This window comes from Agathobaculum faecis, assembly GCF_014287995.1.
GTDB classification, from domain to species: domain Bacteria; phylum Bacillota; class Clostridia; order Oscillospirales; family Butyricicoccaceae; genus Agathobaculum; species Agathobaculum ammoniilyticum.
This window is the reverse complement of record NZ_JACOPL010000002.1, coordinates 135,676-158,821: the sequence shown is the minus strand read 5'-3', so window position 1 is coordinate 158,821 and position 23,146 is coordinate 135,676. Positions and strand designations below refer to the sequence as shown.

Sequence of the window (23,146 nt, the reverse complement as noted above, 5' to 3'; positions counted from 1 at the left end):
TTTGAGCAAGGAGGGGATATTCTATGCGCAACCGAAACGACTTCCGCTGCAAGGACTGCAGGTATTATCAGACGCTGTTCCTCTATCACGAAAATATGGAAGACTATTACGAAACTGATTACGGCTTGTGCGTTGACTTCGATGTTTCCCGCCCCGTGCGCTTTGACGAGGACGCCTGCGGCTATTTCCGGCGCAGGGACCTCACCCCCCGCGAGGAGTACGAGGAATATCTGGACGAGCTGCGCAGGCCCGAACTTTCGGATGATTTTTATTTTAAATCCCCTTGACAGCACCGCGCTTTTCGGATATAATATATGAGCTTGGTCAAAGACAGCTGGCAGCCGCATGGCTTTAATGGCGTTCCCCGCCGCCCGCCGAGGTCAACACGGAACGGATTTTTTAGGATCCTTTATGAGGTTTTCTGTGTACCCTCCCTGTGTCTTTGCACCGGGAGGGTACTTTTATTTTTTAGGAGGTGAATTAAGATGCCGAATGCAAAGGTTCTGGAGGAAAAGAAAGCTCTGGTCGCTTCCTTGGTGGAGAAGATCAAGAATTCTCCCGCCGGCGTCCTGGTGGATTACAAGGGCATCAACGTTGAGGATGACACCAAGCTCCGCCGCCAGCTCCGCGAAGCGGGCGTTGAGTATATGGTCATCAAGAACACCCTGATCCGCTTTGCCGCCAAGGAGCTGGGCTTCGACGCGCTGGACGAACACCTGAACGGTACTTCCGCGCTGGCGATCTCCACGTCCGAGGACGTGATCGCGCCCGCGAAGATCCTGGGCGACTTCGCCAAGACCCACGAGAACTTCACCATCAAGGCCGGTTACCTGGAAGGAAAGGTAATCGACACGGACGAGGTGAAGAAGCTGGCCAACATGCCGAGCAAGGAAGTCCTTGTCGCGCAGGTTCTGTACAGCTTCAATTTCCCCATTATGCAGCTTGCTATTGCCTGCGACGCTATTGTTAAAAAGGCGGAGGGCAACGAGGAGATGAAGGTGGCCGAGCTGGTCGCCGCGAAGGCTCCGGCTGCGGAGGAAGCTGCAGCAGAGGAAGCTCCCGCTGCGGAATAATTAAAAAATCATTGACAAATCACTTATAATGGAGGTTTATCCCATGACTGTTCAGGAGATTATGGATGCTGTAAAAGAGCTCAAGGTTATGGAGCTCTCTGAGCTGGTAAAGGCTCTGGAAGAAGAATTTGGCGTTTCCGCTACGCCTGTTGCTGTTGCCGGCGTTGGCGGCGGCGCGGCTGACGGCGCTGCGGCTGCCGAGGCCAAGACCGATTTCGACGTTGTTCTGGTTGAGGCTGGCTCCTCCAAGATCAACGTAATCAAGGTTGTCCGCGAGATCACCGGCCTGGGCCTGAAGGAAGCCAAGGAGAAGGTTGATTCCGCTCCGCAGACCATCAAGGAGGCCGCTCCGGAGGCTGAGGCGAACGAGATCAAGGAGAAGCTGGAGGCTGCCGGCGCCAAGGTCGAGCTCAAGTAAGCCGCTTTTCTGCTTGACGGAAACGGCAGGTATTGCTCACGCAATACCTGCCGTTTTTTGCATCCATTCCGCACCTGTATCAGAGAAATGAGAAAGAGGGAAAATGTTGTGCATTCTCTTCCGACGCGCCTTTGCGCCTTCCTGCGGCGGGAGGCGGTGCTGTCCATCGCGCTGCTCTGCGCGGCCCTGTCCATGCTGGCCGTGCCGCCGGACGCGGGCTATGCCGGCTATATCGACCTGCGCGTGCTGTGCCTGCTGTTCTGCCTGATGGCGGTGGTGGCCGGCCTGCAGCAATGCGGCCTGTTCCAGGTGCTTTCCCAGCGCCTGCTGTCCGGCCGGAAGCAGCTTCGCCTGCTCTACCTTGTGCTGACGCTGCTGCCGTTCTTCTGCTCCATGCTGATTACCAACGATGTGGCGCTGCTCACTTTCGTCCCGTTCACCGTGCTGGTACTCGGCCGCATCAGCAGGACGGAGGCGCTCGTCCGCGTGGTGGTGCTGCAAACGCTCGCGGCGAACCTGGGCAGCATGGCGACACCGGTCGGAAACCCGCAGAACCTGTTTCTGTGCTCGTATTACACGCTGTCTTTCCGCTCGTTCCTGTCCGTCGTCCTGCCGCTGGCCGCAGCCAGTCTGCTGGCGTTGTCCGCGGCCGCGCTCGCCACGCCGGGCGAAACAATCGAAATCGCTTTCCCGCGCCGCGAGTCCATCACACAGCCACGCCTGTTCGTCCTGCTGTGCCTGCTGTTCGTGCTGTGCCTGCTGTCCGTGGTGCATGTGCTGCATTACAGCGTCCTGACCGGCGTCGTCCTGCTGTGCCTGCTGCTGTTTGCGCGCGGGCTGTTCGCCCAAGTGGATTACGCGCTGCTCGCGACGTTCGTGTGCTTTTTCATCTTCGCGGGCAACATGGGCCGCATCGAGCCTGTGCGCGGCGCGCTCGAGCTGCTGATGGGGCGCAGCTCCTACTGGACCTCGCTCGCCGCCAGCCAGGTAATCAGCAACGTACCCGCCGCCGTACTGCTCTCCGGCTTTACGGGCAACTGGCAGGCCCTGCTGGCGGGCGTGAACGTCGGCGGGCTGGGTACGCCGATCGCCTCGCTTGCCAGCCTGATCTCGCTCAAGCTGTACTTACGCGCCGAGGGCGCCTCGCTGCCGCGCTTTCTGGCCGTGTTCGCCGCCGCCAACCTCGCCGGACTGGCGCTGCTCTCCCTCCTTGCCGTCCTGCTCGGCCTGACCGGATGAAAACGGCGCGCGCGGGAAAGTTCCCGCATTGTCTTTCCTTTTCCGCGTTTTTCCTGTACAATAGGAACATGAAGCGTAAAACCACCAGAAGGGGGATATGTTATGTCAATACAGGAAAACTGCCGGGTCGTGGCCAATACGCGGCTGGGCGAGGGGTTATATGCCCTCACGATGCACGCGCCCGCCATCTGCGCACAGGCACAGTGCGGCCAGTTCGTGCATATTGCGTGCGGCGAGGGCAACCTGCTGCGCCGACCGATCTCGATCTGCGGCTGGCAGGGCGATGCGCTGCGCGTCGTGTTCCAGACTAAGGGCGAGGGGACGAAGTGGCTCGCCGCGCGGCAGGCCGGCGATGTGCTGGACGTACTCGGCCCGCTCGGCCACGGGTTCGGCGTGGCCGCGCTCGGCGCAAAGCCGGTGCTGATCGGCGGCGGCATCGGCGTGCCGCCCATGCTGCAGACCGCGAAAGCCGCAAAGGACGCGGGCGCACAGCCGCGCGCGGTGCTGGGCTTCCGCAATCGGGGCGCGGTCATCCTTGAGGCAGATTTCCAGGCCGTCTGCGAAACCTTTGTCACGACCGACGACGGCTCCTATGCCCGCCACGGCTTTGTGACCGACGTATTGAAAGAGCTGCTCGCCGGCGCGACCGGTGTGGCCGCCTGCGGCCCCAAGCCCATGCTGAAGGCCATCGCCGCGCTCGCAGAGGACGCAGGCCTGCCCTGCCAGGTTTCGATGGAGGAGCGCATGGGCTGCGGCATCGGCGCGTGCTTGGTATGCGCGTGCGCGCTCAAGGCGGAAAACGGTGAAACCCGATACGGCCACGTCTGCAAGGACGGGCCGGTGTTCGACGCAAAGGAGGTCGCGTGGTAATGGCGGATCTGAGAGTCAATTTCTGCGGCGTGGAGCTGAAAAACCCGCTCACGACCGCGTCCGGCACGTTTGGCTTCGGGCACGAGTACGGCGAATTTTTCGACCTGTCCACGCTTGGTGGTATCGGCGTCAAGGGCCTGACCCCGACCGAGCGCCTGGGCAACCCCGCGCCCCGCATCGCGGAAACCCCATCGGGCATTTTGAACTGCGTGGGCCTGCAGAACCCGGGCATCGACCGCTTCATCGCGGAGCAGATCCCGTTCCTGCGGCGGTATGACACCGCGATCATCGCCAACGTGTCCGGCAGCACAGTCGAGGAATACGAGGGCATGGTGGAAAAGATCTCGGACGCGGACGTGGACCTGATCGAAATGAATATCTCCTGCCCGAACGTCAAGTGCGGCGGCATGGCGTTCGGCACCCAGCCCGCGATGGTCGAGGAGGTCGTCTCCGCGGCGAAGCGCAAGGCGAAAAAGCCGCTGATCGTCAAGCTCAGCCCGAACGTGACCGATATCACCGAGATCGCGCGCGCGGCGGTGGCCGCGGGCGCGGACGCGCTTTCGCTCATCAACACCCTGCTGGGCATGCGTATTGACATCGAAACCAGAAGGCCCATCCTGTCCAGCGTGATGGGCGGCCTGTCCGGACCGGCGGTATTTCCGGTCGCGGTGCGCATGGTGTACCAGGTGCGCCGGGCGGTGGACGTGCCGATCCTCGGCATGGGCGGTATCCGTACGGGACGCGATATCGTGGAGATGCTGCTCGCGGGCGCGGACGCGGTCGCGATGGGTACGGTGCTGTTTGCCGACCCGCTGGCGCCGGTCAAGGCGCTTCAGGAGTTGGAGGCGTGGATGGACGCGCATGGTGTGAAATCCGTCCGCGAGCTGTCCGGCGCGGTCGAGGCGTGAGCTATGACCACGGTTTACCTGATCCGCCACGCGGAGGCCGAAGGCAACGTCTACCGCCGCTGTCACGGGCAGTATGACAGCCTGCTCACCCCGCGCGCCTACGAGCAGCTCCCCTGTCTGGCCAAACGCTTCGAGGGCGTGCCGCTGGACGCGGTGTACGCCTCCGACCTGTTCCGCGCGCGCACAACCGCCAAGGCGGTCGCCCAGCCACACGGGCTGAACGTAGAGCTCCGCCCCGTGCTGCGCGAGATCGACATGGGCGACTGGGAGGACCTCCCTTGGGCCGAGCTGCCGCGCATTTGGCCGGAGGAATATGCGGTCTGGCGCGCCCGCCCGTGGGACGCGCGCCCGCCGCACGGCGAAAGCGTGCTACAGGCCGGTCAGCGCATGCTGGACGGGGTGCGCGGGCTGGTGCGGCAGCACGAGGGCGGCACGATCGCGGTCGTTACCCACGGCTCGGCCATCCGCGGCGCGCTGACCATCGCGCACAGCTTCACGCCCGAGCAGATGGGCGAGATCGGCTGGGGCGACAACACCTGCGTGGCGAAATTTGAATTCGACGGGCCGGATCGGCTCGCGGTGGTGTACGAGAACGACGCCTCCCACCTGCCGGAGCGCCTTTCCACTTTTGCCGCTATCGGCTGGAAGGACAACAAGGGCGTGCCGGAAACGCCGCAGCTCTGGTTCCGCCGCGCCGACCCGATGGACGCGGGCGACGCAGGCAAGATCGTCGCTTTCCTGCGCGAGCTGCACCGGAACGCCTACGGCACGGACGCGAATCTCGATCCGGACGCGCTGCTGGCGGACGTGGCGCGCGCCCAGCGGGTCAGCCCGCGCGCGTGCTGCTTCGGCTGTCTGGAAAGCGGTGAGGAAGCCGCCTTGGTCTACCTCAAGACCTGGTATGACGACGAGCCGGACATAGGGCTGGTCGGCGGCTTCTGCATCGACGAACGCTATCGCGGCCGCGGCCTGAGCGGGCAGATCCTCGGCCAGGCAATCAGCGTATACCGCGCACTCGGCAAGACGTACTTATGCGCGCATGCGGCCGAGCACAACGCCCGCGCGCAGGGCTTCTACCGCAAATTCGCTTTCGAGCAGCACGGCGAATATCGGGACGAAAACGGCCTGCATTACCGTATGTTCAAGCGCATCTGCGTGGATTGACACACTTTGGAGGGGCATTCTACCGCTGGTAGAGCGCCCTTCTTCTGTATCTCGGTTGCCGCGGAGCAGGCTTTCTGCTATGCTGGAAGCACAAAAGGGAGGTGCACATATGGACGCAAAGGCAACGGGCGCGCTGACTGCTGCGGCCGCCGTCCTGCTGGTGTTGACATCCTGCGTCGCAGGCCTGCCGCCTCAGAATCCACCCTGTAAAGCATTTTCCCAGACAAAAAGCACCGGAAAGCGTGTTTCCGGTGCTTTTTCTATACAATACAGCCTCAGATTTTGTTAATATCCACCATCTCACAGTTTTCGATCTTCACATCGCCCTCCAGGCAGCGCAGCAGCGCGGAGGCGGTGTCGATCGAGGTCAGGCAAGGGATGGCGCGCTCGACCGCGGTGCGGCGGATATGCACCGAGCCAAGCTCCGGATGGCGGCCCTTGACCGAGGTGGCGATTACATAGTCGATCTTGCCGGACTCGATCAGGTCGATGATGTTGGGGGATGGCTCGTCCACGTTGCGGATGGCGTTGGTCGCGACCATGTGGCGGTTGAGGACGTTGGCCGTACCGCTGGTGGCGTAGATGTCAAAGCCGAGGGACTCGAACCGCTCGCCGATGCGGATGGCCTCCTGCTTGTCCGAATCGCGCACGGAAATGAGCACCGCGCCCTTTTTCTTCATCTGGAAGCCCGCGCCGGTCAGGCCCTTAAGCAGCGCCTCGCGGAACGAGGTGGACACGCCCAGCACCTCGCCGGTGGATTTCATTTCCGGCCCGAGCTGGGTGTCCAGGTCGCGCAGCTTCTGGAAGGAGAACACCGGCACCTTGACCGCGTAGTGATCGCTCTCCGGATGCAGGCCGGTGCCGCAGCCCATGTCGCGCAGCTTTTCCCCGAACATGCAGCGGGTGGCCAGATCGACCATGGGTACGCCCGTGACTTTGGAGATATACGGCACGGTGCGCGAGGAGCGCGGGTTGACCTCAATGACATAAACCTGATCGTTATACAGCACGAACTGGATGTTGACCAGGCCGAGTACGGCCAGGTTTTTGGCCAGCGCCTCGGTGTAGCGGATGATGGTGTCCTTGTGCTTCTGCTCGATGTTGATGGAGGGGTAAATGGAGATCGAGTCGCCCGAGTGTACACCCGCGCGCTCAAAGTGCTCCATGATGCCTGGGATGAGGATGTCGTCGCCGTCGCAGATGGCATCCACCTCGATCTCGCGGCCCATCATGTATTTATCGACCAGCACCGGATTCTCGACCTTGTTGCGGGAGATAACCTGCATAAACTCGCGCACGTCCTCCTCCTTGTAGGCGATCTCCATGCCCTGACCGCCGAGAACGTAGGACGGGCGCACGAGCACCGGATAACCCAGCTCGTCCGCCGCCTTGACAGCCTCCTCCTCGGTCATGACCGTATGGCCCGCCGGACGCGGGATGCCGCACTTCTCCAGGATCACGTCGAACTTCTCGCGGTCCTCGGCTGCGTCGATGCTCCATGCGGGTGTGCCGAGGATCGGGATGCCCAGCTTTTCGATATGCGCGGCCAGGTTGATGGCGGTCTGCCCGCCGAACTGCACGATGGCGAAGTCCGGCTTCTCGGCCGCGGCCACGCCGGTCACGTCCTCGGGCGTGAGCGGCTCGAAATACAGGCGGTCGGCCGTGTCGAAGTCGGTGGACACGGTCTCCGGATTGTTATTGATGATAACGGTCTCACAGCCGAGCTTTTGCAGCGCCCAGACCGCGTGTACCGAGCAGTAGTCAAACTCGATGCCCTGGCCGATGCGGATGGGGCCGGAGCCGAGCACCAGCACCTTTTTCTTGCCGGAGGCGGGCTTGACCTCGCTCTCCTCGTCGTAGGTGGAGTAGTAGTACGGGGTTTCGGCCTCGAACTCGGCCGCGCAGGTGTCCACCATCTTGTAGACCGGCAGGCGCTTTACCGCGGAAATATCCTTGCCGGAAAGCTGCTCGATCGTCTTGTCGAGGAAGCCCATCTTCTTAGCGCGCAGGTACAGCGCCGCGTCGATCGTGTCCGCCGCCGCAAGCGCCTTTTCAGTGTCGATGATGTTCTGGAACTTGTGCAGGAAGAAGGTGTCCATCGTGGTGACCTCGTGGATCTCCTCAATGGTCATGATGCCGCGGCGCAGCGCCTCGCAGATGTGGAACAGGCGCTGGTCGTCCGTGCGGGCCACGCCCTTTTTGACCTCCGCGTCGGTCTGCTGCCGGATGCGCGGGACGATCATGCTGTCCAGCTTGATCTCGCAGCCGCGCACGGCCTTCATCAGCGCGCCCTCAAAGCTGTTGTCGATGGCCATGACCTCGCCGGTGGCCTTCATCTGGGTGCCGAGCGTATTGTCCGCGTACACGAACTTGTCGAACGGCCAGCGCGGGAACTTGACCACGCAGTAGTCGATGGTCGGCTCGAAGCAGGCCTTGGTCTTTTTGGTCACGGCGTTCTCGATCTCGTCCAGGCCGTAACCGACCGCGATCTTGGCCGTCACCTTGGCGATCGGGTAGCCGGTGGCCTTGGAGGCCAGCGCGGACGAGCGCGACACGCGGGGGTTGACCTCGATGACCGCGTACTCGAACGAGGTCGGATGCAGCGCGAACTGCACGTTGCAGCCGCCCTCTATCCCCAATTCGGTGATGATGTTGAGCGCGGAGGTGCGCAGCATCTGGTATTCCTTGTCGCACAGGGTCTGGCTGGGCGCGACGACCACCGAGTCGCCCGTGTGTACGCCCACCGGATCGACGTTTTCCATGTTGCAGATGGTGATGGCGTTGCCCTTGGCGTCGCGCATGACCTCGTATTCGATCTCTTTCCAGCCGGTAATGCACTTCTCGACCAGGATCTCGTCCACGCGGGAGTACATGATGCCGGTCGCGGCAATCTCGCGCAGCTCGTCCCAGGTGTAGGCGATGCCGCCGCCCGTGCCGCCGAGCGTGTACGCCGGACGGATGATGACCGGCAGGCCGATCTCGCGGGTGAATTCGACCGCGTCCTCCACCGTATGCACGACCTTGGAGGCGATGCACGGCTCGCCGATCTTTTCCATGGTGTCCTTGAACATCTGGCGGTCCTCGGCCTTGGCGATGGTGTCCGGCTTGGCGCCGAGCAGCTTGACGCCCATCTGGTCCAGGAAGCCGCTCTCGCACAGCTCCATCGCGAGGTTGAGGCCGGTCTGGCCGCCCAGGTTGGGCAGCAGCGAGTCCGGACGCTCCTTTTTGATAATCTCCTGCACCGCTTCCACGGTCATCGGCTCGATGTAGACCTTGTCCGCCATGGCCTTGTCGGTCATGATGGTCGCGGGGTTGGAGTTGACGAGCACGACCTCGAGGCCCTCCTCGCGCAGCGCGCGGCAGGCCTGCGTACCCGCGTAGTCGAATTCGGCCGCCTGGCCGATGACGATCGGGCCGGAGCCCAGCACCATTACCTTATGGATATCCTTGCGCAGCGGCATTACTGAGCGCCCCCTTTCGCTTTTTCGATGTTTTCGATGAATTTGTCAAACAGATACGAGGTGTCCATCGGCCCTGGGCAGACCTCAGGATGGTACTGCACGGTGAACACCGGCCGGCCGACGTGCTCCACGCCCTCAACCGTGCCGTCGTTGAGGTTGACATAGCGCACGCGGGCGATCGCCGGATTGACGCTTTCGCCCACGACCGCGTAGCCGTGGTTCTGGCTGGTGATATAGGTGCGGTCCGCGTCCAGGTCCTTGACCGGATGGTTGACGCCGCGGTGGCCGTACTTGAGCTTGCAGGTTTCCGCGCCGATGGCCAGGCTCAAAAGCTGGTGGCCCAGGCAGATGCCGAAGATCGGGATATTGCTTTCCAGCAGCCTTTTCAGGTTGGCGATAATCTCCACGTTTTCCGCGGGATCCCCGGGGCCGTTGGAGAGCATCACGCCGTCAAATCTGCCCACGACCTCCTCGGGCGGGGTGAGCGCCGGAATGGTGACGACCTCGCAGCCGCGCTTTTGCAGCTCGCGCTCGATATTGTACTTCACGCCGTAGTCGTACAGCGCGATGCGGTACTTCTGCTCGCCCTCGGCGGGATAGGTGCGGCTTTCCTCACAGGTAACAGCCCTCACCGCATCTTTGACGACGTAAGCCTTCATCGCCGCGACGGTCTGCTCGTCCGGCTCGAAGCCCTCGGTGTAGATCACGCCGTTCATGACGCCCTCGCCGCGCAGCTTGCGGGTCAGGCGGCGGGTGTCGATGCCCGCCAGGCCGACGACCTTCTGCTCCTTGAGGTATTCGTCCAGCGTCAGGCGGCAGCGCCAGTTGGAGGGATGCTCCGCGATCTCGCGCATGATAAAGCCCGAGACCCAGCTCTTGCGGGACTCGTAATCCTCAAAATTGATGCCGTAGTTGCCGATCAGCGGGTAGGTCATGGTGACGACCTGGCCGTAGTAGGAGGGGTCGGTCAGCACCTCCTGATAGCCGGCCATGCCGGTGTTGAAAACGACCTCGCCGATGCTCTGTCCCTCGTAGCCGACGGAATACCCCTCGAACAGGGTGCCATCCGCGAGCAGTAAATACGCTTTTTTCATTCTTGTATCTCCACGCTCCTTATTACTTCGATCGGAACCACGCTTCCGATCGAGGGGACGCACCGCGCCGCCGCGCGGATGCGTCCATATCTTCGCCCTTGTATCAAAACCGTGATATGTGCTCCCGATTTTGATGAAAATGGCGGCTTGCCGCCATTTTCCATTTGATACGCGCCTAATGGCGCGAATTATCCTGATGGGGGTACCCGATCCCCCCTATCAGATTTTATCGGATCGCCGCGACGATCTCATCCCGCATGCGGATGGCCTCCGCGCGGGCGGCTTCCTTGTAGTCCTCGCCGTTTCTGCCGGTCTTTTTCCACGCGCACATGATGCCGCGCGAGGAGTTGACGATCGCGCCCAGTCCATCGTCGTTAAAGGCGTTTGCGATGTCTTTGGCGGTCGCGCCCTGCGCGCCGTAGCCCGGCACCAGGAAGTAGCTTCTGGGCAGCAGGCCGCGGATGATCTTCTGCTCCTCCGGCCAGGTCGCGCCGACCACCGCGCCGACCTGGTTGTAGCCGCAGGGGGTGTCCAGCCCCTCGCCCCACCTGGCCACCATCTCGGCCATGCGGGCGTAAAGCGGCTTGCCCTCCATATCGCGGTTCTGCAGCTCGCCCGAGGAGGGGTTGGAGGTCTTGACCAGCAGGAACAGGCTCTTGTCCCGCTCGCGGCACTCCTTGAGGAAAGGCTCGACCCCGTCCGTACCCAGGTAGCCGTTGACGGTCACGCTGTCGCAGCCGTAGGGCGCGATTTCGGTGTCGCCCACGCGGGTCTTGCCGAGGTAGGCCTCGGCATACGCAGTCGCGGTCGCGCCGATGTCGTTGCGCTTGATGTCGCCGATGACGTACATGCCCTTGGCGTGCGCGTAGTCGATGGTTTCTTTGAGAGCCATCGCGCCGTACGAGCCTAAAAGCTCGTAATACGCCGCCTGCGGCTTGACTGCGGGTACAATATCGCACAGCGCGTCAATCAGGCCGCAGTTGAAGGCGACCATGCTCTCCGCCGCTGCGCGCAGCGTTTCGCCGTGCAGCATCATGTTGCGGCCCGCGATATGCTGCGGGATGTATTCCAGGCGGGCGTCCAGCCCCGCGACGGTGGGGTTGCCTTTTTCCTTGATCTTTTCTACTAATGTTTGGATCGACATAGATGTTCTTCCTTTCTATCGCTGCATGGCGGTTATTCTACTCACTGCCCAGGATCACAACGTTGTCCTCCCCGTCCACCTCGGTCAGGCGGACGCATACGCGCTCGCCCCGCGCGGTGGGCAGGTTTTTGCCGATATAGTCCGGCCGGATGGGAAGCTCGCGGTGGCCGCGGTCCACCAGCACGGCGAGCTGGATGCGGCCCGCGCGCCCGCAGTGCGACACGGCCTCGATCGCGGCGCGCACGGTGCGGCCAGTGTACAGCACGTCGTCCACCAGCACCACGGTCGCGCCGCCGATGCGAGGATCGGGCGGCGGCAACGGCCCGTCCGCGCGCGGCTTATCGTCCCGCCAGGGGGTGACGTCCAGCTCGAGTACAGGCGGCGCCTTGCCCTCCACCTCGCCGAGCTTGGCGGCGATGCGCTGCGCCAGGAACACGCCGCGCGTTTTCACCCCGGCGAGCAGCAGGTCCTCCGCGCCCTTGTTTTTTTCGATGATCTCAAACGCAATGCGGGTCAGCGCGCGGCGCACGCCGTCCGCGTCCATAATTACGGCCTTCTGCCCGGCCATCCTGCGGCCTCCCCTCAAAAAATGGTAAAAAAACAGCCTCCTGCGCCACAAGCAGAAAGCCGTACCAAGCTACACCTGTCCCCCACTCTGCGGCCGACAGCGTACGCACTGTTTTCTGCCTTGGCGGCTCACGGGCCGCGCCTTAAAGGCGGATTGTTGGATATATTATATCGTATGCCGCGGGTTTTGTAAACAGTCGAAGCTCCAAAACAAATTTGTTTTTTTATGCAATTTTTGTTGCCGCCGCACACATGCAAGTCTGCGCACATTCCGGACATACTATGCTTGCAGCACCGAAGCAAATCAAATTATGAAAGGCGGCGGACTTTTATGCGTGTATCTCCCTTCATTTCCGGCATTGCGACCGGCGCGGTGGCGGGTGCGGTCGTCTCTATGGTCGCGGCGGGCGCGATGATGAACCCCTCGGTACGCCGGAGCGCTCAGCATGCGGCAAACAAGGCCGAGCATGCAATGCACAAGGCGGCGAAGGGCGTCGGCCATATGATCGGCTGAGGCGGGGCGGCGGGGGAAGAAAGCGCGCTTTCTCCCCCGCCGCCGCTTTTTCCTACAGGGCACGGCAGCAAGCTCCTCTTGACAAACGCGCGCGCCTCCCCTATAATGGTTACATCCTCAAAAGGGAGTAGGATAAGTTCCGCTGTCAACATCCCGTCCGGATTTCCGGTCTGGCGGCGGACGCCGGCACGGCCGGTCACAAGACTTTTGAGTAAGCGCTTCCACGCCGCGAAGCGCTTACTCAAAAGTCTTTTTTATTTGCGTCAGGATCCGCCGCAGATAAAAACCGGCCGCCGGCGGCAAACTATCCCATCCCCCGCCGCATCCCCACTTTTTTGACAAAAAGGAGTTTTGGCTACATGCAACCTGTTTTCTATGACCGCACAGCCGCGCAGGCGCTCAGCGATATGGACAGCGACCGCGCCGGCCTTTCCCCCGCCGAGGCCGCCGCGCGCCTTGCGCGGTACGGACGCAACACCCTTGCGGAAGAGCGCGGTAAATCCGTCCTGCAGGTGTTTTTCTCCCAGTTTAAGGACCTGTTGGTCGTTATCCTGCTCGCAGCGGCTGTGATCTCCATGCTGTCCGGCAATGCGGAGAGCACGATCGTCATTTTCGCCGTGCTGCTTCTGAACGCCGTGCTCGGCACGGTCCAGCACTGCAAGGCGGAAAAGTCTCTGCAAAGCCTCAAGGCCATGTCCTCGCCCTCGGCCAAGGTCGTACGCGGCGGCGCGCGGCTGGTCGTCCCCTCCGCCGAGGTCGTTCCCGGCGATATCGTGGAGGTGGAGGCCGGCGATATGATCGTCGCGGACGGGCGCATTCTGGAGAATTTTTCGCTCAAGGTCAACGAAAGCTCGCTGACCGGCGAAAGCGAGGGCGTGGAAAAGACCGCCGACCCGCTTGCCGGCGGCAAGGTCGCGCTCGGCGACCAGAAAAACATGGTGTTCTCCGGCTCGCTGGCGACCTATGGCCGCGCGGTCATGGTCGTCACCGCGACCGGCATGCAGACCGAACTGGGCCGCATCGCCGCCCTGATGAACCAGACCCGTGAGCGCAAGACCCCGCTGCAGCGCAGCTTGGACGACTTCAGCCGCCGTCTGGCCGGCATCATCCTGGCGATCTGTGCGGGCGTGTTCGCGCTTTCGCTGTACCACGCGGGCAGCTGGGGCTTTCAGGCGGTGCTGGATTCGCTGATGTTCGCGGTCGCGCTGGCCGTGGCCGCGATTCCCGAGGCGCTCAGCTCGATCGTGACCATCGTTCAGGCCATGGGTACACAGAAGATGGCCCGGCAGAACGCCATTATCAAGGAGCTTAAGGCGGTGGAAACGCTGGGCGCGGTATCCGTGATCTGCTCGGATAAAACCGGCACGCTGACCCAGAACAAGATGACCCCGCAGAAGATCTACGCGGACGACATGCTGCTGGACGAATCGCACCTCGACCTTGCCAACGACGTGCAGCGCCTGCTGCTCAAGGCCGCCCTGCTCGCCAGCGACGCCACCACCGACGAGCAGACTGGCGAGGCGATCGGCGACCCAACCGAGGTCGCACTGGTCATGATCGGCGACCGCCTCGGCGTGGACGAAAGCGCCTACCGGAAGCAGCACCCACGCCTGGCCGAGCTTGCGTTCGACTCCGACCGCAAGCTGATGAGCACGCTGCACGATATTGAGGGCGTACCCACCTTATATACCAAGGGCGCGATCGACGTGCTGCTCGACCGGTCGGACTATGTCCTCACCTCCGCCGGTCCGGTTCCCATGACGGAGGAATGGAAGGCACGGATCGCGGCGGTCAACCTCGAGCTGTCGCAGGAGGGGCTGCGCGTGCTGGCGTTTGCCAGCCGGACGCTCGACGCCGTGCGCGGGCTGACGCTGGCGGACGAACACGGCTTTACGTTTATCGGCCTGGTTTCCATGATCGACCCGCCGCGCCCCGAGGCGGTGCGCGCGGTCGCGGACGCGGCGCGCGGCGGCGTGCGCACCATCATGATCACAGGCGACCACAAGGTCACGGCCACCGCGATCGCGCGGCAGATCGGCATTTTCCGCGACGGAGACGAGGCGCTTTCCGGCGTTGAGCTGGATGAGCTGGACGACAGCGCCCTGGACGAGCGGCTGGCGCGCGTTTCGGTCTACGCGCGCGTCTCCCCCGAGCATAAGATCCGCATTGTCGAGGCCTGGCAGCGCAAAGGACGCATTGTTTCCATGACAGGCGACGGCGTCAACGACGCGCCCGCCCTCAAGGCCGCCGACATCGGCGTGGCCATGGGCATCACGGGTACCGAAGTTTCCAAGGACGCGGCCTCCATGATCCTGGCCGACGACAATTTCGCCACGATTGTGGGCGCGGTCGTCAACGGCCGCAGCGTATACACCAACATCAAAAACGCGATCAATTTCCTGCTCTCGGGCAACATGGCGGGCATCCTGTGCGTGCTTTTCACCTCGATCCTCGCGCTACCCGTGCCGTTCGCGCCCGTCCACCTGCTGTTCATCAACCTGCTGACCGACTCTCTGCCCGCAATTGCGATCGGCGTGGAGCCGGCGTCCGGCGATCTGCTGGACCAGAAGCCCCGCGACCCTGGGGAACCGATCCTCACCCGCGACCTGCTGCTGCGCATCTTTCTTTACGGTGCGCTCATCGCCTGCGCCGCTATGGCCGCGTATTTCATCGGCCTGCGCGCCGGCGGCGACGGCCTTGCCATGACGCTCGCGTTCGCCACCCTGACGCTCGCGCGCCTGTTCCACGGCTTTAACTGCCGCGGCAGTCTGCCGCTCTTCCGTCTCGGCCTGCTGACCAACAAGGCGAGCCTGTGCGCCTTTGCTGCGGGTGTCGCGCTGCTGGCCGCCGTGCTGCTGATCCCCGGCCTGCAGGGACTGTTCCAGGTCGCGCCGTTCACCGTGGGACAGCTCGGCGCGGCCGCGCTGCTCGCGTTCCTGCCCACGCTGGTAATTCAGCTTTGCAAAAGCCTCCGGTCCTCCCGTTAAGCCCTGCAGGGACGCGGACAGTAATCCCCTGCCCGCGTCCCTTTTCTAGCCCCCTTATAGTTGACAGCGCAACCGATAAGGTGTACGATAATACTGCGATAATTATTGCGCAATCAACTATTTGAGGAATGAACATGATGAAGCATCAACCAATCACTGTGCTGCGGTACATATCCCTGCTGCAGCGCAACACCCAGCGGTATTTCGACCTGGCGCTGGAGCGGGATAATATCGGCGGCGGGCAGCAATTCTTCCTGCTGTGTATTTTCGAGCAGGACGGCGTCAGCCTGCTCGACCTCGCGCGTTTCGGCGGCTTTGACAAGGGTACGGTGACGCGCGCAGTCCAAAAGCTCGGCGGGGAGGGATATGTTTACGCCACGCCCGACGAGCAGGATAAGCGCGTCCACCATCTCCACCTGACCGACAAGGGGCGCGCCCTTGTCGAGCGCGTGTACACGGTGCGGGATTACTGGACCGCGTCGCTCACCAGCGGGCTGGGGGAAGCCGAGCGCGAGCGCCTGCTGGCCGCCCTGCGCGCCATGTCGGAACATTCCTGCAACACACTGAAGGAAATCGCCGGCCGGAAAGGAGAGCTGCCCCATGCAGACCCTGCGGGCTGAACCGAACGCCTCCGTTCCCCAGAACCCGCTCGGCTGCAAGCCGGTCGGCCGGCTGCTGGTGACCTTCTCCCTTCCCGCCATCGTCTCCTGCCTGATCAACTCGATTTACAACATCGTGGACCAAATCTTCATCGGGCAGGGCGTCGGCTATCTGGGCAACGCCGCGACAACGGTCGCTTTTCCGGTCATGACCATCCTGCTGGCATTCTCCACCCTGATCGGCGCGGGCAGCAGCGCGCACGCGGCCATCCGTCTGGGGGAAAAGAACGAGGAGGAAGCCGAGCGTACGCTCAACACCGCGTTCTCCTTTTCCATCCTGCTCAGCGTCGTGCTGATGGTCCTCGGCCTGCTCTTCCTGCGCCCCCTGCTGCGCGCGTTCGGCGCGACCGATTCCATCCTGCCTTACGCGCTCGACTACACCTCGATCATCCTGCTCGGCACGCCCTTTAACATGGTTTCGGTCGTGCTGTCCAACCTAGCGCGCACGGACGGCCATCCGCGCATGTCCATGTACGGTATGATGATCGGCGCTTTCCTGAATACGATCCTCGATCCCATCTACATATTCGTCCTGCACTGGGGCGTCAAGGGCGCGGCGATTGCCACGATCACCTCGCAGATCATCTCCGCCGTTGTACTGACCCTGTATTTCCTGCGGCCGAGCCGCGGCAACCCGCGCCACATGCGCCTGCGCCGCGCCTACCGCCGGCCGGACTGGTATCTGGTGCGCCGCGCGATGGCGCTTGGCGTCTCCTCCGGCATCACGCAGTCGGTCGGCTGCATCATGCAGGTTGTGATGAATAATTCCCTGGTGCATTACGGCGACCAGAGCGCCATCGGCGGCGACGTGGCGCTGAGCGCCATGGGCATCGTGATGAAGATCGCCATGATTATGGCCGCGTTCGGCATCGGCGTGGGGATCGGCGCGCAGCCCATCCTCGGCTTCAATCGGGGTGCGAAAAACTTTGCCCGCATCCGCCGCACCTATCTGCTTGCGGTCACATTCGCCACAGGTCTGATTGCGTTCTGCTGGCTGCTCTGCCAGTTGTTTCCTGAGACGATTGTGGGCATTTTCGGCAAGGAAAACGCCGCGTTCACGGATTTTGCGGTCAAATGTCTGCGCATCTACCTGTTCAGCATCTTCTGCGCAGGCTTCCAGATCGTATCCACCAACTATTTCCAGGCCACCGGCCAGCCGCTTAAAGCATCCGTGCTGTCCATGCTGCGCCAGCTCCTGCTGCTGATCCCGCTCATCCTGATCCTGCCGCTGTTCTTCGGCCTGGACGGCATCCTGTATTCCGCCCCCATCGCGGATGCGGCCTCTGCCGCGATCGTCGCGTTCTTCATCGTGCCGGAGATGCGCCGCCTGCGGCAGCAGATCGGGCAGATGCCGCCCGCGGAGGCGTAAAATCAGCGCCGCGGGCATACCCGCGGCGCCTGCCGGCTTTTCCCTACAGTATCCGGACCATCTGCCCGAACAGCGGCAGCGCCGCCATGCTCAGGAGCGACGTCACCGCACAGATCACGCTGGAATACTCCGCGTCCCCGCCGTAGACCTGCACCATCTGAGTGATCGTACTGCCTGAATTCGTGGCCACGGACAAGAGCGCGGCAGTCAGGATCAGCGAGCCGTCCGGCGCCATCTGCGCCAGATGCAGCGCCTTGACCAACAGGAGCGCGGCCAGCGGGCAGGCGACCATTCGCAGCCCGACCACAAGGGGAAGCCTGCGGTACGACCGCACCCTTTCCCAGCTCAGGCTGCCGATCAAAATGCCCGTCACGACCATGCTGAGCGGGCCGAACAGGTCGGCCATTCCCTCCACCGTTCCGCTGACCACCGCAGGCACTGGAAGCTGCAGCGTAAACAGCGCGATGCCAATCAGCATGGAGATCATGTTGGGATTGAGGAACAGCTTTTTCCAGCTTACGGTGCGCTCGCCGGACAGGGTGAACTTACAGTGCGTCCACACCAGGAACGTATGCACGCAGATCATCGCCGTGGCATACACCACCCACTCCTGGCCGATCGCGGCGCCCACAATCGGCACGGCGATGCCGGTGTTGAAATAGATGACCGACATCGACTCCACCGGCGTCAGATGCAGCGGGCGCTTGAGCAGCGTGACGGCGGCCACCAGCACCAGGCTGACGCCCAGCGCCGCCGCATAGGACAGGAGCAGCCCCCTGGTCTTGTCCGGCGTGAACTCGACCATGAACGAATGCAGCACGACCGCTGGCAACACGATGTACAGCATCATCTTGGAAAGGATTTTGCTTTCCTCCACCGTGATGATGCCCAGGCGGTAAACCACAAAGCCGATGAGCATCATCAGGAACAGCTTCCCGACTTCCCCAGCAAGCGACCAGAACATATCCATTTCCCCATTCCCCCTGCCGTTTCCAGACAACGGCTTTTCCCTTATCTTTCAGTTATACCGCCGTTGACGAGCTGCTGTCAAGAGGGCGGGCGCGGCTGATTTACTTTCCCCCCCGCTTTATGGTAGAATACGATATCCCGTTATCCCACGCAGGCAGGCTTTTTTTATTGCGGCAATCTGAACGAAACAAGGCTGGAAAGGAACAACTATGGAAATCTCTGCATTTGCAGCAAAATTGGCTGCGGAAACCGAAAAAATCATCCTCGGCAAGCACGACCGCATCGAGCTGATCATTGCGGCGCTGCTCGCCGGCGGGCATATCCTGCTCGACGACTTGCCCGGTGTCGGCAAGACCACGCTCGTCAAGACCCTCTCGCTCGCGTCCGGCTGCGCGTCGCGCCGTGTGCAGTTCGTCCCCGACCTGCTGCCCTCGGACATCACGGGCATGAACATCTTCGACCAGCGCACCGGCGAATTCCGGCTGCTGCGCGGACCGGTGTTCACACACATCCTGCTCGCGGACGAGATCAACCGCGCCGTGCCGCGCACCCAGTCCGCGCTGCTCGAGGCCATGGAGGAGCAGCACGTCACCATTGACGGCGAAACGCTGCCCCTGCCCGCGCCGTTCTTCGTGCTGGCCACCCAGAATCCGGTGGAATCCGAAAGCACGTTCCGCCTGCCCGCCGCACAGATGGACCGCTTCCTGATGCGCCTGTCCATGGGCTATCCGGACGCGGCCGAGGAGGCCCAGATGCTGCGCAACCTGGGCGACGCCATGCCGTTCGACCAGGTGCGGGCGGTCACCGGACCAGAGGAGATCCTCGCGCTGCGCGCCTCGCTTCAGAATATACAGGTGTCGGACGCGGTTACGGAGTACATCGTCGCGCTCGTCGCCGCGACGCGCGGCTGCCCCGGCGTCGCCATGGGTGCCAGCCCCCGCGCCTCTCGCGCACTGTTCCGCGTAGCCAAAGCCTGGGCCGCCATGCGCGGGCGCGCGTTCGTCACGCCGGACGACGTGCAGTACCTCGCCCGCTTTGTCCTGCCGCACCGCCTGCTGCTCGAAAGCGAGGCCCAGCTCGCCGGACGGACGGGCGAGACCGTGGTCGCGGAGCTGCTCGAAAGCGTACCCGTGCCGCCCGCCCAGAGCGGTATTTACGATGAATAAGCGCCTACAGTTCGGGCGCGCGTCCAGCATACTCGTTTCCCTGCCCGCGGTCGCGCTGTGGCTTATCCTGTGCGTAGCCGCCGCGGTCGGGGACCTGCTCGTGCTGTCCGCGGCCTTCGCGTTCCTGTTCCTGCTGTCCGGCGCGGCGTTTTTGTGGGGCGCGCGGTCGATCCGGCATGTCACGCTGGAGGTTGACTGCTCCCGCACCCGCCTGTATCCGGACATGGAGACCACGTTCTCCTACACAGTCAAAAACGACAAGCTTCTGCCGTTGATCTGGCTGGAGTTGTCCCAGGGAATTCCCGAGCGCGACTGCCTCACGCCTGACGAGACCTTCGAGCGGTACGCCTGCCTTTCCGGCGAAGCGCAGGGGCGGGAATCCACGCCGGACACAGCGGACCGCCCCGCCCCCGACGCCTATCGCCGCACCTTTTCATTCGTAATGGGCCACGAAACGCTCACCCTGCGCAGCGTGTGGACTGCGCGGCGGCGCGGCGTCTACCGCATGGACCGGCTGATGCTCCGTTCGGGCGACGGCTTCGGGCTGTCCCAGGTCGAGGCCCCCTGCCCGCCGAGCAAGCTTCCCCAAGTACTGGTTTACCCGCGCAGCGTGCCGGTCGATATTTCACTGTTCCTGCAGGAACAGTGGCGGCAGTCGGCCGGCTCGGCCGGCTATCAGGAGGATATGGCCGTGCTGCGCGGCCTGCGCCCCTACCAGCCGAGTGACAGCTGGAAGCGCATCAACTGGCGCATGGCGGCGCGCACGCAGGAGCTTAAGGTCAACTTTTACGAAACCATCCAGCCCCTTTCCGCGCTGTTCGTGCTGGACGGGGAATCGTTCTGCGGCCTGTCCACGGATTATGCCGAGCTGGAGCAAGCGCTTGAGCTCCTCGGCTCGGTCATCGCGCGGCTGTTCCGGCGCGGCGTGACCTGCGGGCTTGCGCTGCCCGCCTCCCGCCGGTATTCGGCCGTTACCCTGCCGCCGGTCGAGGGCCGTTCCGCCGCTGAGCTGCTCGGCCTGCTCGCGGGCTACGACTGCCTGGCGCAGCATCTGTTCGCGGAAAACGGCGACCGGCTGGAACAGTGCGCGCCCTCCCGCTTTGACGAGCGCGCCGTCCTGACCGCCGCGTCCGAGGCCGGCCGCGTCTATCTGATCACCTGCGCGCCGGACGGACCCGTGCATGGGCTGGTCGGCCGGTTGGGTGCGACGCGTGTGACCGTATTTGCCGCCGCGGGCGTCGCCTCGTCCGCCGACCCTGACCTGCGTGTTGTGCCGCTGCGGCGGCTGGCAAAGGGGGCGGCGGTATGAACGGGCGCTCCCCCCTGTTCGGCGCGGCGGTGCTGTTTTCCACCATCGCCTCGCTGTCGTTTGTTTTCGGCTTTTTCTCACAGGTCGAGACCGGCTCGTTCACCTCGGCCTGCCTGCCCGTATGGGCCTGCTTCCTGCTGGCGTATCATTTCTGCCTCAGCCGCCTGCTGCGGCGCGCGCAGCCGGTGCGCCGCCTTGCGCTGGTCACGGCGCTGTTTTTCGCGGCGCAGGCCACGGTATCCTTCGCGGTCTACGGCCGCTTTTCCTCGACCATGGGCATCCTGTTCGCAGTCATCATGTGGCTGAGCTGCTATTATATCAGCTATGGCACCCTGCTTCGTCCGGTCACGCCCGAGCGCCTGATCTCGCATCTGGATGGAAACATCGTACTCCTGTTCATCGGTCTGGCCTACTATTCGCTGACGGGACGGCCGATGCGCCCTCTGCTGCCGCTGCTGCTGGCCGCCGTGCTGACGATGGCGGCCGCGGTCGCGCGCCGCTCGGCAGGCGGGCGTTCCGCTTCCCATGCGGGCGGGCGCGGCGCGGCGATCCTGCTGGCCGCCGTGGGTGGCATGGCGCTGATTGCCGGCGGTGTGATCCTGACGCTGAGCGGACAGATCAAATCCGTGTTGCTGGGCGGATGGGCGCTCCTGCGGGCGCTCGTTTCCCGCCTGTACCACGCGTTCAACGCGTTTTTCCTGTGGCTCCTGTCCCACTTCACGCCGGATGAGTCCGGCACGCTGGAGGGAACGCCCCTACCCGGCAACGTGACCGCCGAGCAGTCCGAGCAGGCCGCGCGGTTTTCCGAGCTGATGCTGTACGCGCTGCTCGTGCTGATTATCGTCGGGCTGGCGGCCGCGCTGATCCTGCTGCTGCGCCGCGGCAGACTGCGCCTGACGGTGGGCGGGATGCGCGGCGAGCTGGGCGTCCAGCGCGAGCGGCCGCGCCTGTCCGCGCTGCTGCGCGGGCTTTGGGCGCGGCTGCAGACGCGGATACGGTTTGCAATGCGGTATGTGACCGAGCGCAACACCGCGCCCGGCGTGCTGCACCGCATCCAGCGGCAGGCGCGCCGCAGGCGGCTCGGCCGGCAGGAGGGCGAAACCTGCCGCCAGTTCCTTATGCGCATGAACGCGCTCTATCCCGACTGCGAGGGGGAACTGCGGTTCCTGTCGGACGCGCTCGACGCGCGGTATTTCGGCGGCGGGGATTTCCTGACCGCGCGTGAAGCCGCGATGCTGTGGAAAAAGCTGCGCGTCTCCCGCCGCAGAGCATAAAAAAGCACGGATGGCTTTTCCATCCGTGCTTTTTGCGTCCGGTTCAGCGGACGACTTCGATCAGGTCTTCGATGCCGCAGTCGAGGGCGACGCACAGTTTCAGTAATACATCACTGTCATACCGCGCCACTTCATTCTTAAAGTATCTATCCAATGTCTGATACGGGATTCCCGTTAATTTATTAACTTTGTAACGATTCAATCCGTTTGATTCCATAGCCTCACGGACTGTCAATCTGATAGAATTCATTTATATCACCTGATATATACATTAATTATAAATAATCAAATTGACAATTCATTATTTATAATATACTATTATGTATATATTGTTGAAGTGATATATGATGAATGAAAAATTTTTTGCTCTAAAACACCGCCATGATAAAGACTACCTCCAGCGCTTGGAACAGGACGACCCGCAGCGCTTCTGGCGCGGGATGCTCCGGCTCTGTCTCGCTATGGCGCGGGAGGATGCCGTTCGAGAGAAACACCGCCGGAAGTATTGACCGCTTTATATCCCCTCGGCAACGGGGACGGTGCGCCGCCCGGCGCGGGGGCAAAAGGGGAGGACAACCCGCATGGGTTTTCCTCCCCTTTTGAATTCCCTGCTTTCCTTTTTTCGCGGCTGCAGGGCTTTGGCGCTTCCGCAAGGCCGGTTTACGGCATTTGCTCCCGCAAATAAGGGCGCGCTCCGCGCGCAAGGTGGGTCGCGCGTTCCATCTGCCGCCCATTTGCTATATCACGGTAAGCACAACGGCTTCCACCCCAGGGGGCAGGATGGCGGCGGCTTTCCCCCTCCCGCGCGCGCTGTTACGCGCGCATAGACCGTTTCGGACAGGCGGCATCCGTTTTCCCGCTGTCCCGTTCTAACCTCCGCGCGAACAGAGCTCCCGCAACAGCCCCCGTATTTTTTCGGAGCGGTCCTGGTCAGAAATAGGAACGGCGCAGCCGTTCCGGC

At 63.0% G+C, this 23,146-nt stretch carries 21 protein-coding genes and 1 other annotated feature; of the genes, 15 read left to right on the top strand and 6 right to left on the bottom strand.

What is annotated here, in order from left to right; translation table 11 throughout:
* The first annotated feature begins 23 nt into the window (after positions 1-23).
* From H8S45_RS02740 to H8S45_RS02705, 8 genes are all read left to right on the top strand, one after another.
* Positions 24-287, top strand: a complete 264-nt coding sequence (locus H8S45_RS02740; RefSeq protein WP_054326517.1) for a hypothetical protein — start codon at positions 24-26, stop codon at positions 285-287.
* 19 nt (positions 288-306) lie between these two features.
* Positions 307-474: a sequence feature (ribosomal protein L10 leader region), on the top strand.
* 11 nt (positions 475-485) lie between these two features.
* Complete coding sequence (gene rplJ / locus H8S45_RS02735) at positions 486-1,073, top strand: 50S ribosomal protein L10 (RefSeq protein WP_147573779.1); 588 nt, start codon at positions 486-488, stop codon at positions 1,071-1,073.
* A gap of 43 nt (positions 1,074-1,116) precedes the next feature.
* Positions 1,117-1,491 (top strand): 50S ribosomal protein L7/L12, encoded by a 375-nt coding sequence (gene rplL / locus H8S45_RS02730; RefSeq protein ID WP_054326518.1) that lies wholly within the window; start codon positions 1,117-1,119, stop codon positions 1,489-1,491.
* A 108-nt stretch (positions 1,492-1,599) separates the two neighbouring features.
* The gene (locus tag H8S45_RS02725; RefSeq protein WP_262563736.1) at positions 1,600-2,730 is read left to right on the top strand and encodes an SLC13 family permease; all 1,131 of its coding nucleotides are present in this window, start codon (positions 1,600-1,602) and stop codon (positions 2,728-2,730) included.
* A gap of 102 nt (positions 2,731-2,832) precedes the next feature.
* Complete coding sequence (locus H8S45_RS02720) at positions 2,833-3,600, top strand: dihydroorotate dehydrogenase electron transfer subunit (protein ID WP_054326520.1); 768 nt, start codon at positions 2,833-2,835, stop codon at positions 3,598-3,600.
* Positions 3,600-4,508 (top strand): dihydroorotate dehydrogenase, encoded by a 909-nt coding sequence (locus H8S45_RS02715; RefSeq protein WP_054326521.1) that lies wholly within the window; start codon positions 3,600-3,602, stop codon positions 4,506-4,508. Before H8S45_RS02720 ends, H8S45_RS02715 begins: the two co-directional genes overlap by 1 nt.
* A 3-nt stretch (positions 4,509-4,511) precedes the next feature.
* The gene (locus H8S45_RS02710; protein ID WP_054326522.1) at positions 4,512-5,672 is read left to right on the top strand and encodes a bifunctional histidine phosphatase family protein/GNAT family N-acetyltransferase; all 1,161 of its coding nucleotides are present in this window, start codon (positions 4,512-4,514) and stop codon (positions 5,670-5,672) included.
* 109 nt (positions 5,673-5,781) lie between these two features.
* Positions 5,782-5,961: a hypothetical protein gene (locus H8S45_RS02705; RefSeq protein WP_186949519.1), complete on the top strand. Its 180-nt coding sequence runs from the start codon at positions 5,782-5,784 to the stop codon at positions 5,959-5,961.
* Here H8S45_RS02705 and carB read toward each other — a convergent pair.
* The 4 genes from carB to pyrR all read right to left on the bottom strand — a co-directional run bounded on the left by carB (position 5,948) and on the right by pyrR (position 11,939).
* The gene (gene carB, locus H8S45_RS02700; protein WP_186949517.1) at positions 5,948-9,133 is read right to left on the bottom strand and encodes a carbamoyl-phosphate synthase large subunit; all 3,186 of its coding nucleotides are present in this window, start codon (positions 9,131-9,133) and stop codon (positions 5,948-5,950) included. The genes H8S45_RS02705 and carB overlap by 14 nt on opposite strands.
* On the bottom strand, positions 9,133-10,227 hold the full coding sequence (locus tag H8S45_RS02695) for a carbamoyl phosphate synthase small subunit (RefSeq protein WP_186949515.1): 1,095 nt from the start codon (positions 10,225-10,227) through the stop codon (positions 9,133-9,135). Before H8S45_RS02695 ends, carB begins: the two co-directional genes overlap by 1 nt.
* 226 nt (positions 10,228-10,453) lie before the next feature.
* A complete protein-coding gene (pyrF, locus tag H8S45_RS02690; protein ID WP_186949512.1) occupies positions 10,454-11,371 on the bottom strand; it encodes an orotidine-5'-phosphate decarboxylase in 918 nt (305 codons plus the stop codon).
* 37 nt (positions 11,372-11,408) lie between these two features.
* Positions 11,409-11,939 (bottom strand): bifunctional pyr operon transcriptional regulator/uracil phosphoribosyltransferase PyrR, encoded by a 531-nt coding sequence (gene pyrR, locus H8S45_RS02685; RefSeq protein WP_107631405.1) that lies wholly within the window; start codon positions 11,937-11,939, stop codon positions 11,409-11,411.
* 330 nt (positions 11,940-12,269) lie between these two features.
* Here pyrR and H8S45_RS02680 point away from each other — a divergent pair, with 330 nt between their 5' ends.
* The 4 genes from H8S45_RS02680 to H8S45_RS02665 all read left to right on the top strand — a co-directional run bounded on the left by H8S45_RS02680 (position 12,270) and on the right by H8S45_RS02665 (position 17,467).
* Complete coding sequence (locus H8S45_RS02680) at positions 12,270-12,452, top strand: hypothetical protein (protein WP_054326526.1); 183 nt, start codon at positions 12,270-12,272, stop codon at positions 12,450-12,452.
* Between the two features lie 359 nt (positions 12,453-12,811).
* Positions 12,812-15,439 (top strand): cation-translocating P-type ATPase, encoded by a 2,628-nt coding sequence (locus H8S45_RS02675; protein WP_054326527.1) that lies wholly within the window; start codon positions 12,812-12,814, stop codon positions 15,437-15,439.
* 134 nt (positions 15,440-15,573) lie between these two features.
* Entirely contained in the window at positions 15,574-16,059 is a 486-nt protein-coding gene (locus H8S45_RS02670; protein WP_243182358.1) for a MarR family winged helix-turn-helix transcriptional regulator, read from the top strand.
* Positions 16,040-17,467, top strand: a complete 1,428-nt coding sequence (locus tag H8S45_RS02665) for an MATE family efflux transporter (RefSeq protein ID WP_054326529.1) — start codon at positions 16,040-16,042, stop codon at positions 17,465-17,467. The genes H8S45_RS02670 and H8S45_RS02665 overlap by 20 nt, the downstream gene beginning before the upstream one ends.
* A 43-nt stretch (positions 17,468-17,510) precedes the next feature.
* On the opposite strand, the gene H8S45_RS02660 is transcribed toward H8S45_RS02665, so the two are convergent.
* Positions 17,511-18,437, bottom strand: a complete 927-nt coding sequence (locus tag H8S45_RS02660; protein ID WP_054326530.1) for an AEC family transporter — start codon at positions 18,435-18,437, stop codon at positions 17,511-17,513.
* A gap of 208 nt (positions 18,438-18,645) precedes the next feature.
* Between H8S45_RS02660 and H8S45_RS02655 the strand changes: the two genes are divergently transcribed.
* The 3 genes from H8S45_RS02655 to H8S45_RS02645 are packed head-to-tail and all read left to right on the top strand — an operon-like array spanning position 18,646 to position 22,185.
* A complete protein-coding gene (locus H8S45_RS02655) occupies positions 18,646-19,602 on the top strand; it encodes an AAA family ATPase (RefSeq protein WP_054326531.1) in 957 nt (318 codons plus the stop codon).
* Positions 19,595-20,911, top strand: coding sequence for a DUF58 domain-containing protein (locus H8S45_RS02650; RefSeq protein WP_147573776.1), 1,317 nt, complete (start codon positions 19,595-19,597; stop codon positions 20,909-20,911). The genes H8S45_RS02655 and H8S45_RS02650 overlap by 8 nt, the downstream gene beginning before the upstream one ends.
* Positions 20,908-22,185: a hypothetical protein gene (locus H8S45_RS02645; protein ID WP_054326533.1), complete on the top strand. Its 1,278-nt coding sequence runs from the start codon at positions 20,908-20,910 to the stop codon at positions 22,183-22,185. The genes H8S45_RS02650 and H8S45_RS02645 overlap by 4 nt, the downstream gene beginning before the upstream one ends.
* A 43-nt stretch (positions 22,186-22,228) precedes the next feature.
* Here H8S45_RS02645 and H8S45_RS02640 read toward each other — a convergent pair whose 3' ends face one another.
* A complete protein-coding gene (locus H8S45_RS02640; RefSeq protein ID WP_242977973.1) occupies positions 22,229-22,402 on the bottom strand; it encodes a helix-turn-helix domain-containing protein in 174 nt (57 codons plus the stop codon).
* Positions 22,403-23,146: the final 744 nt, after the last annotated feature.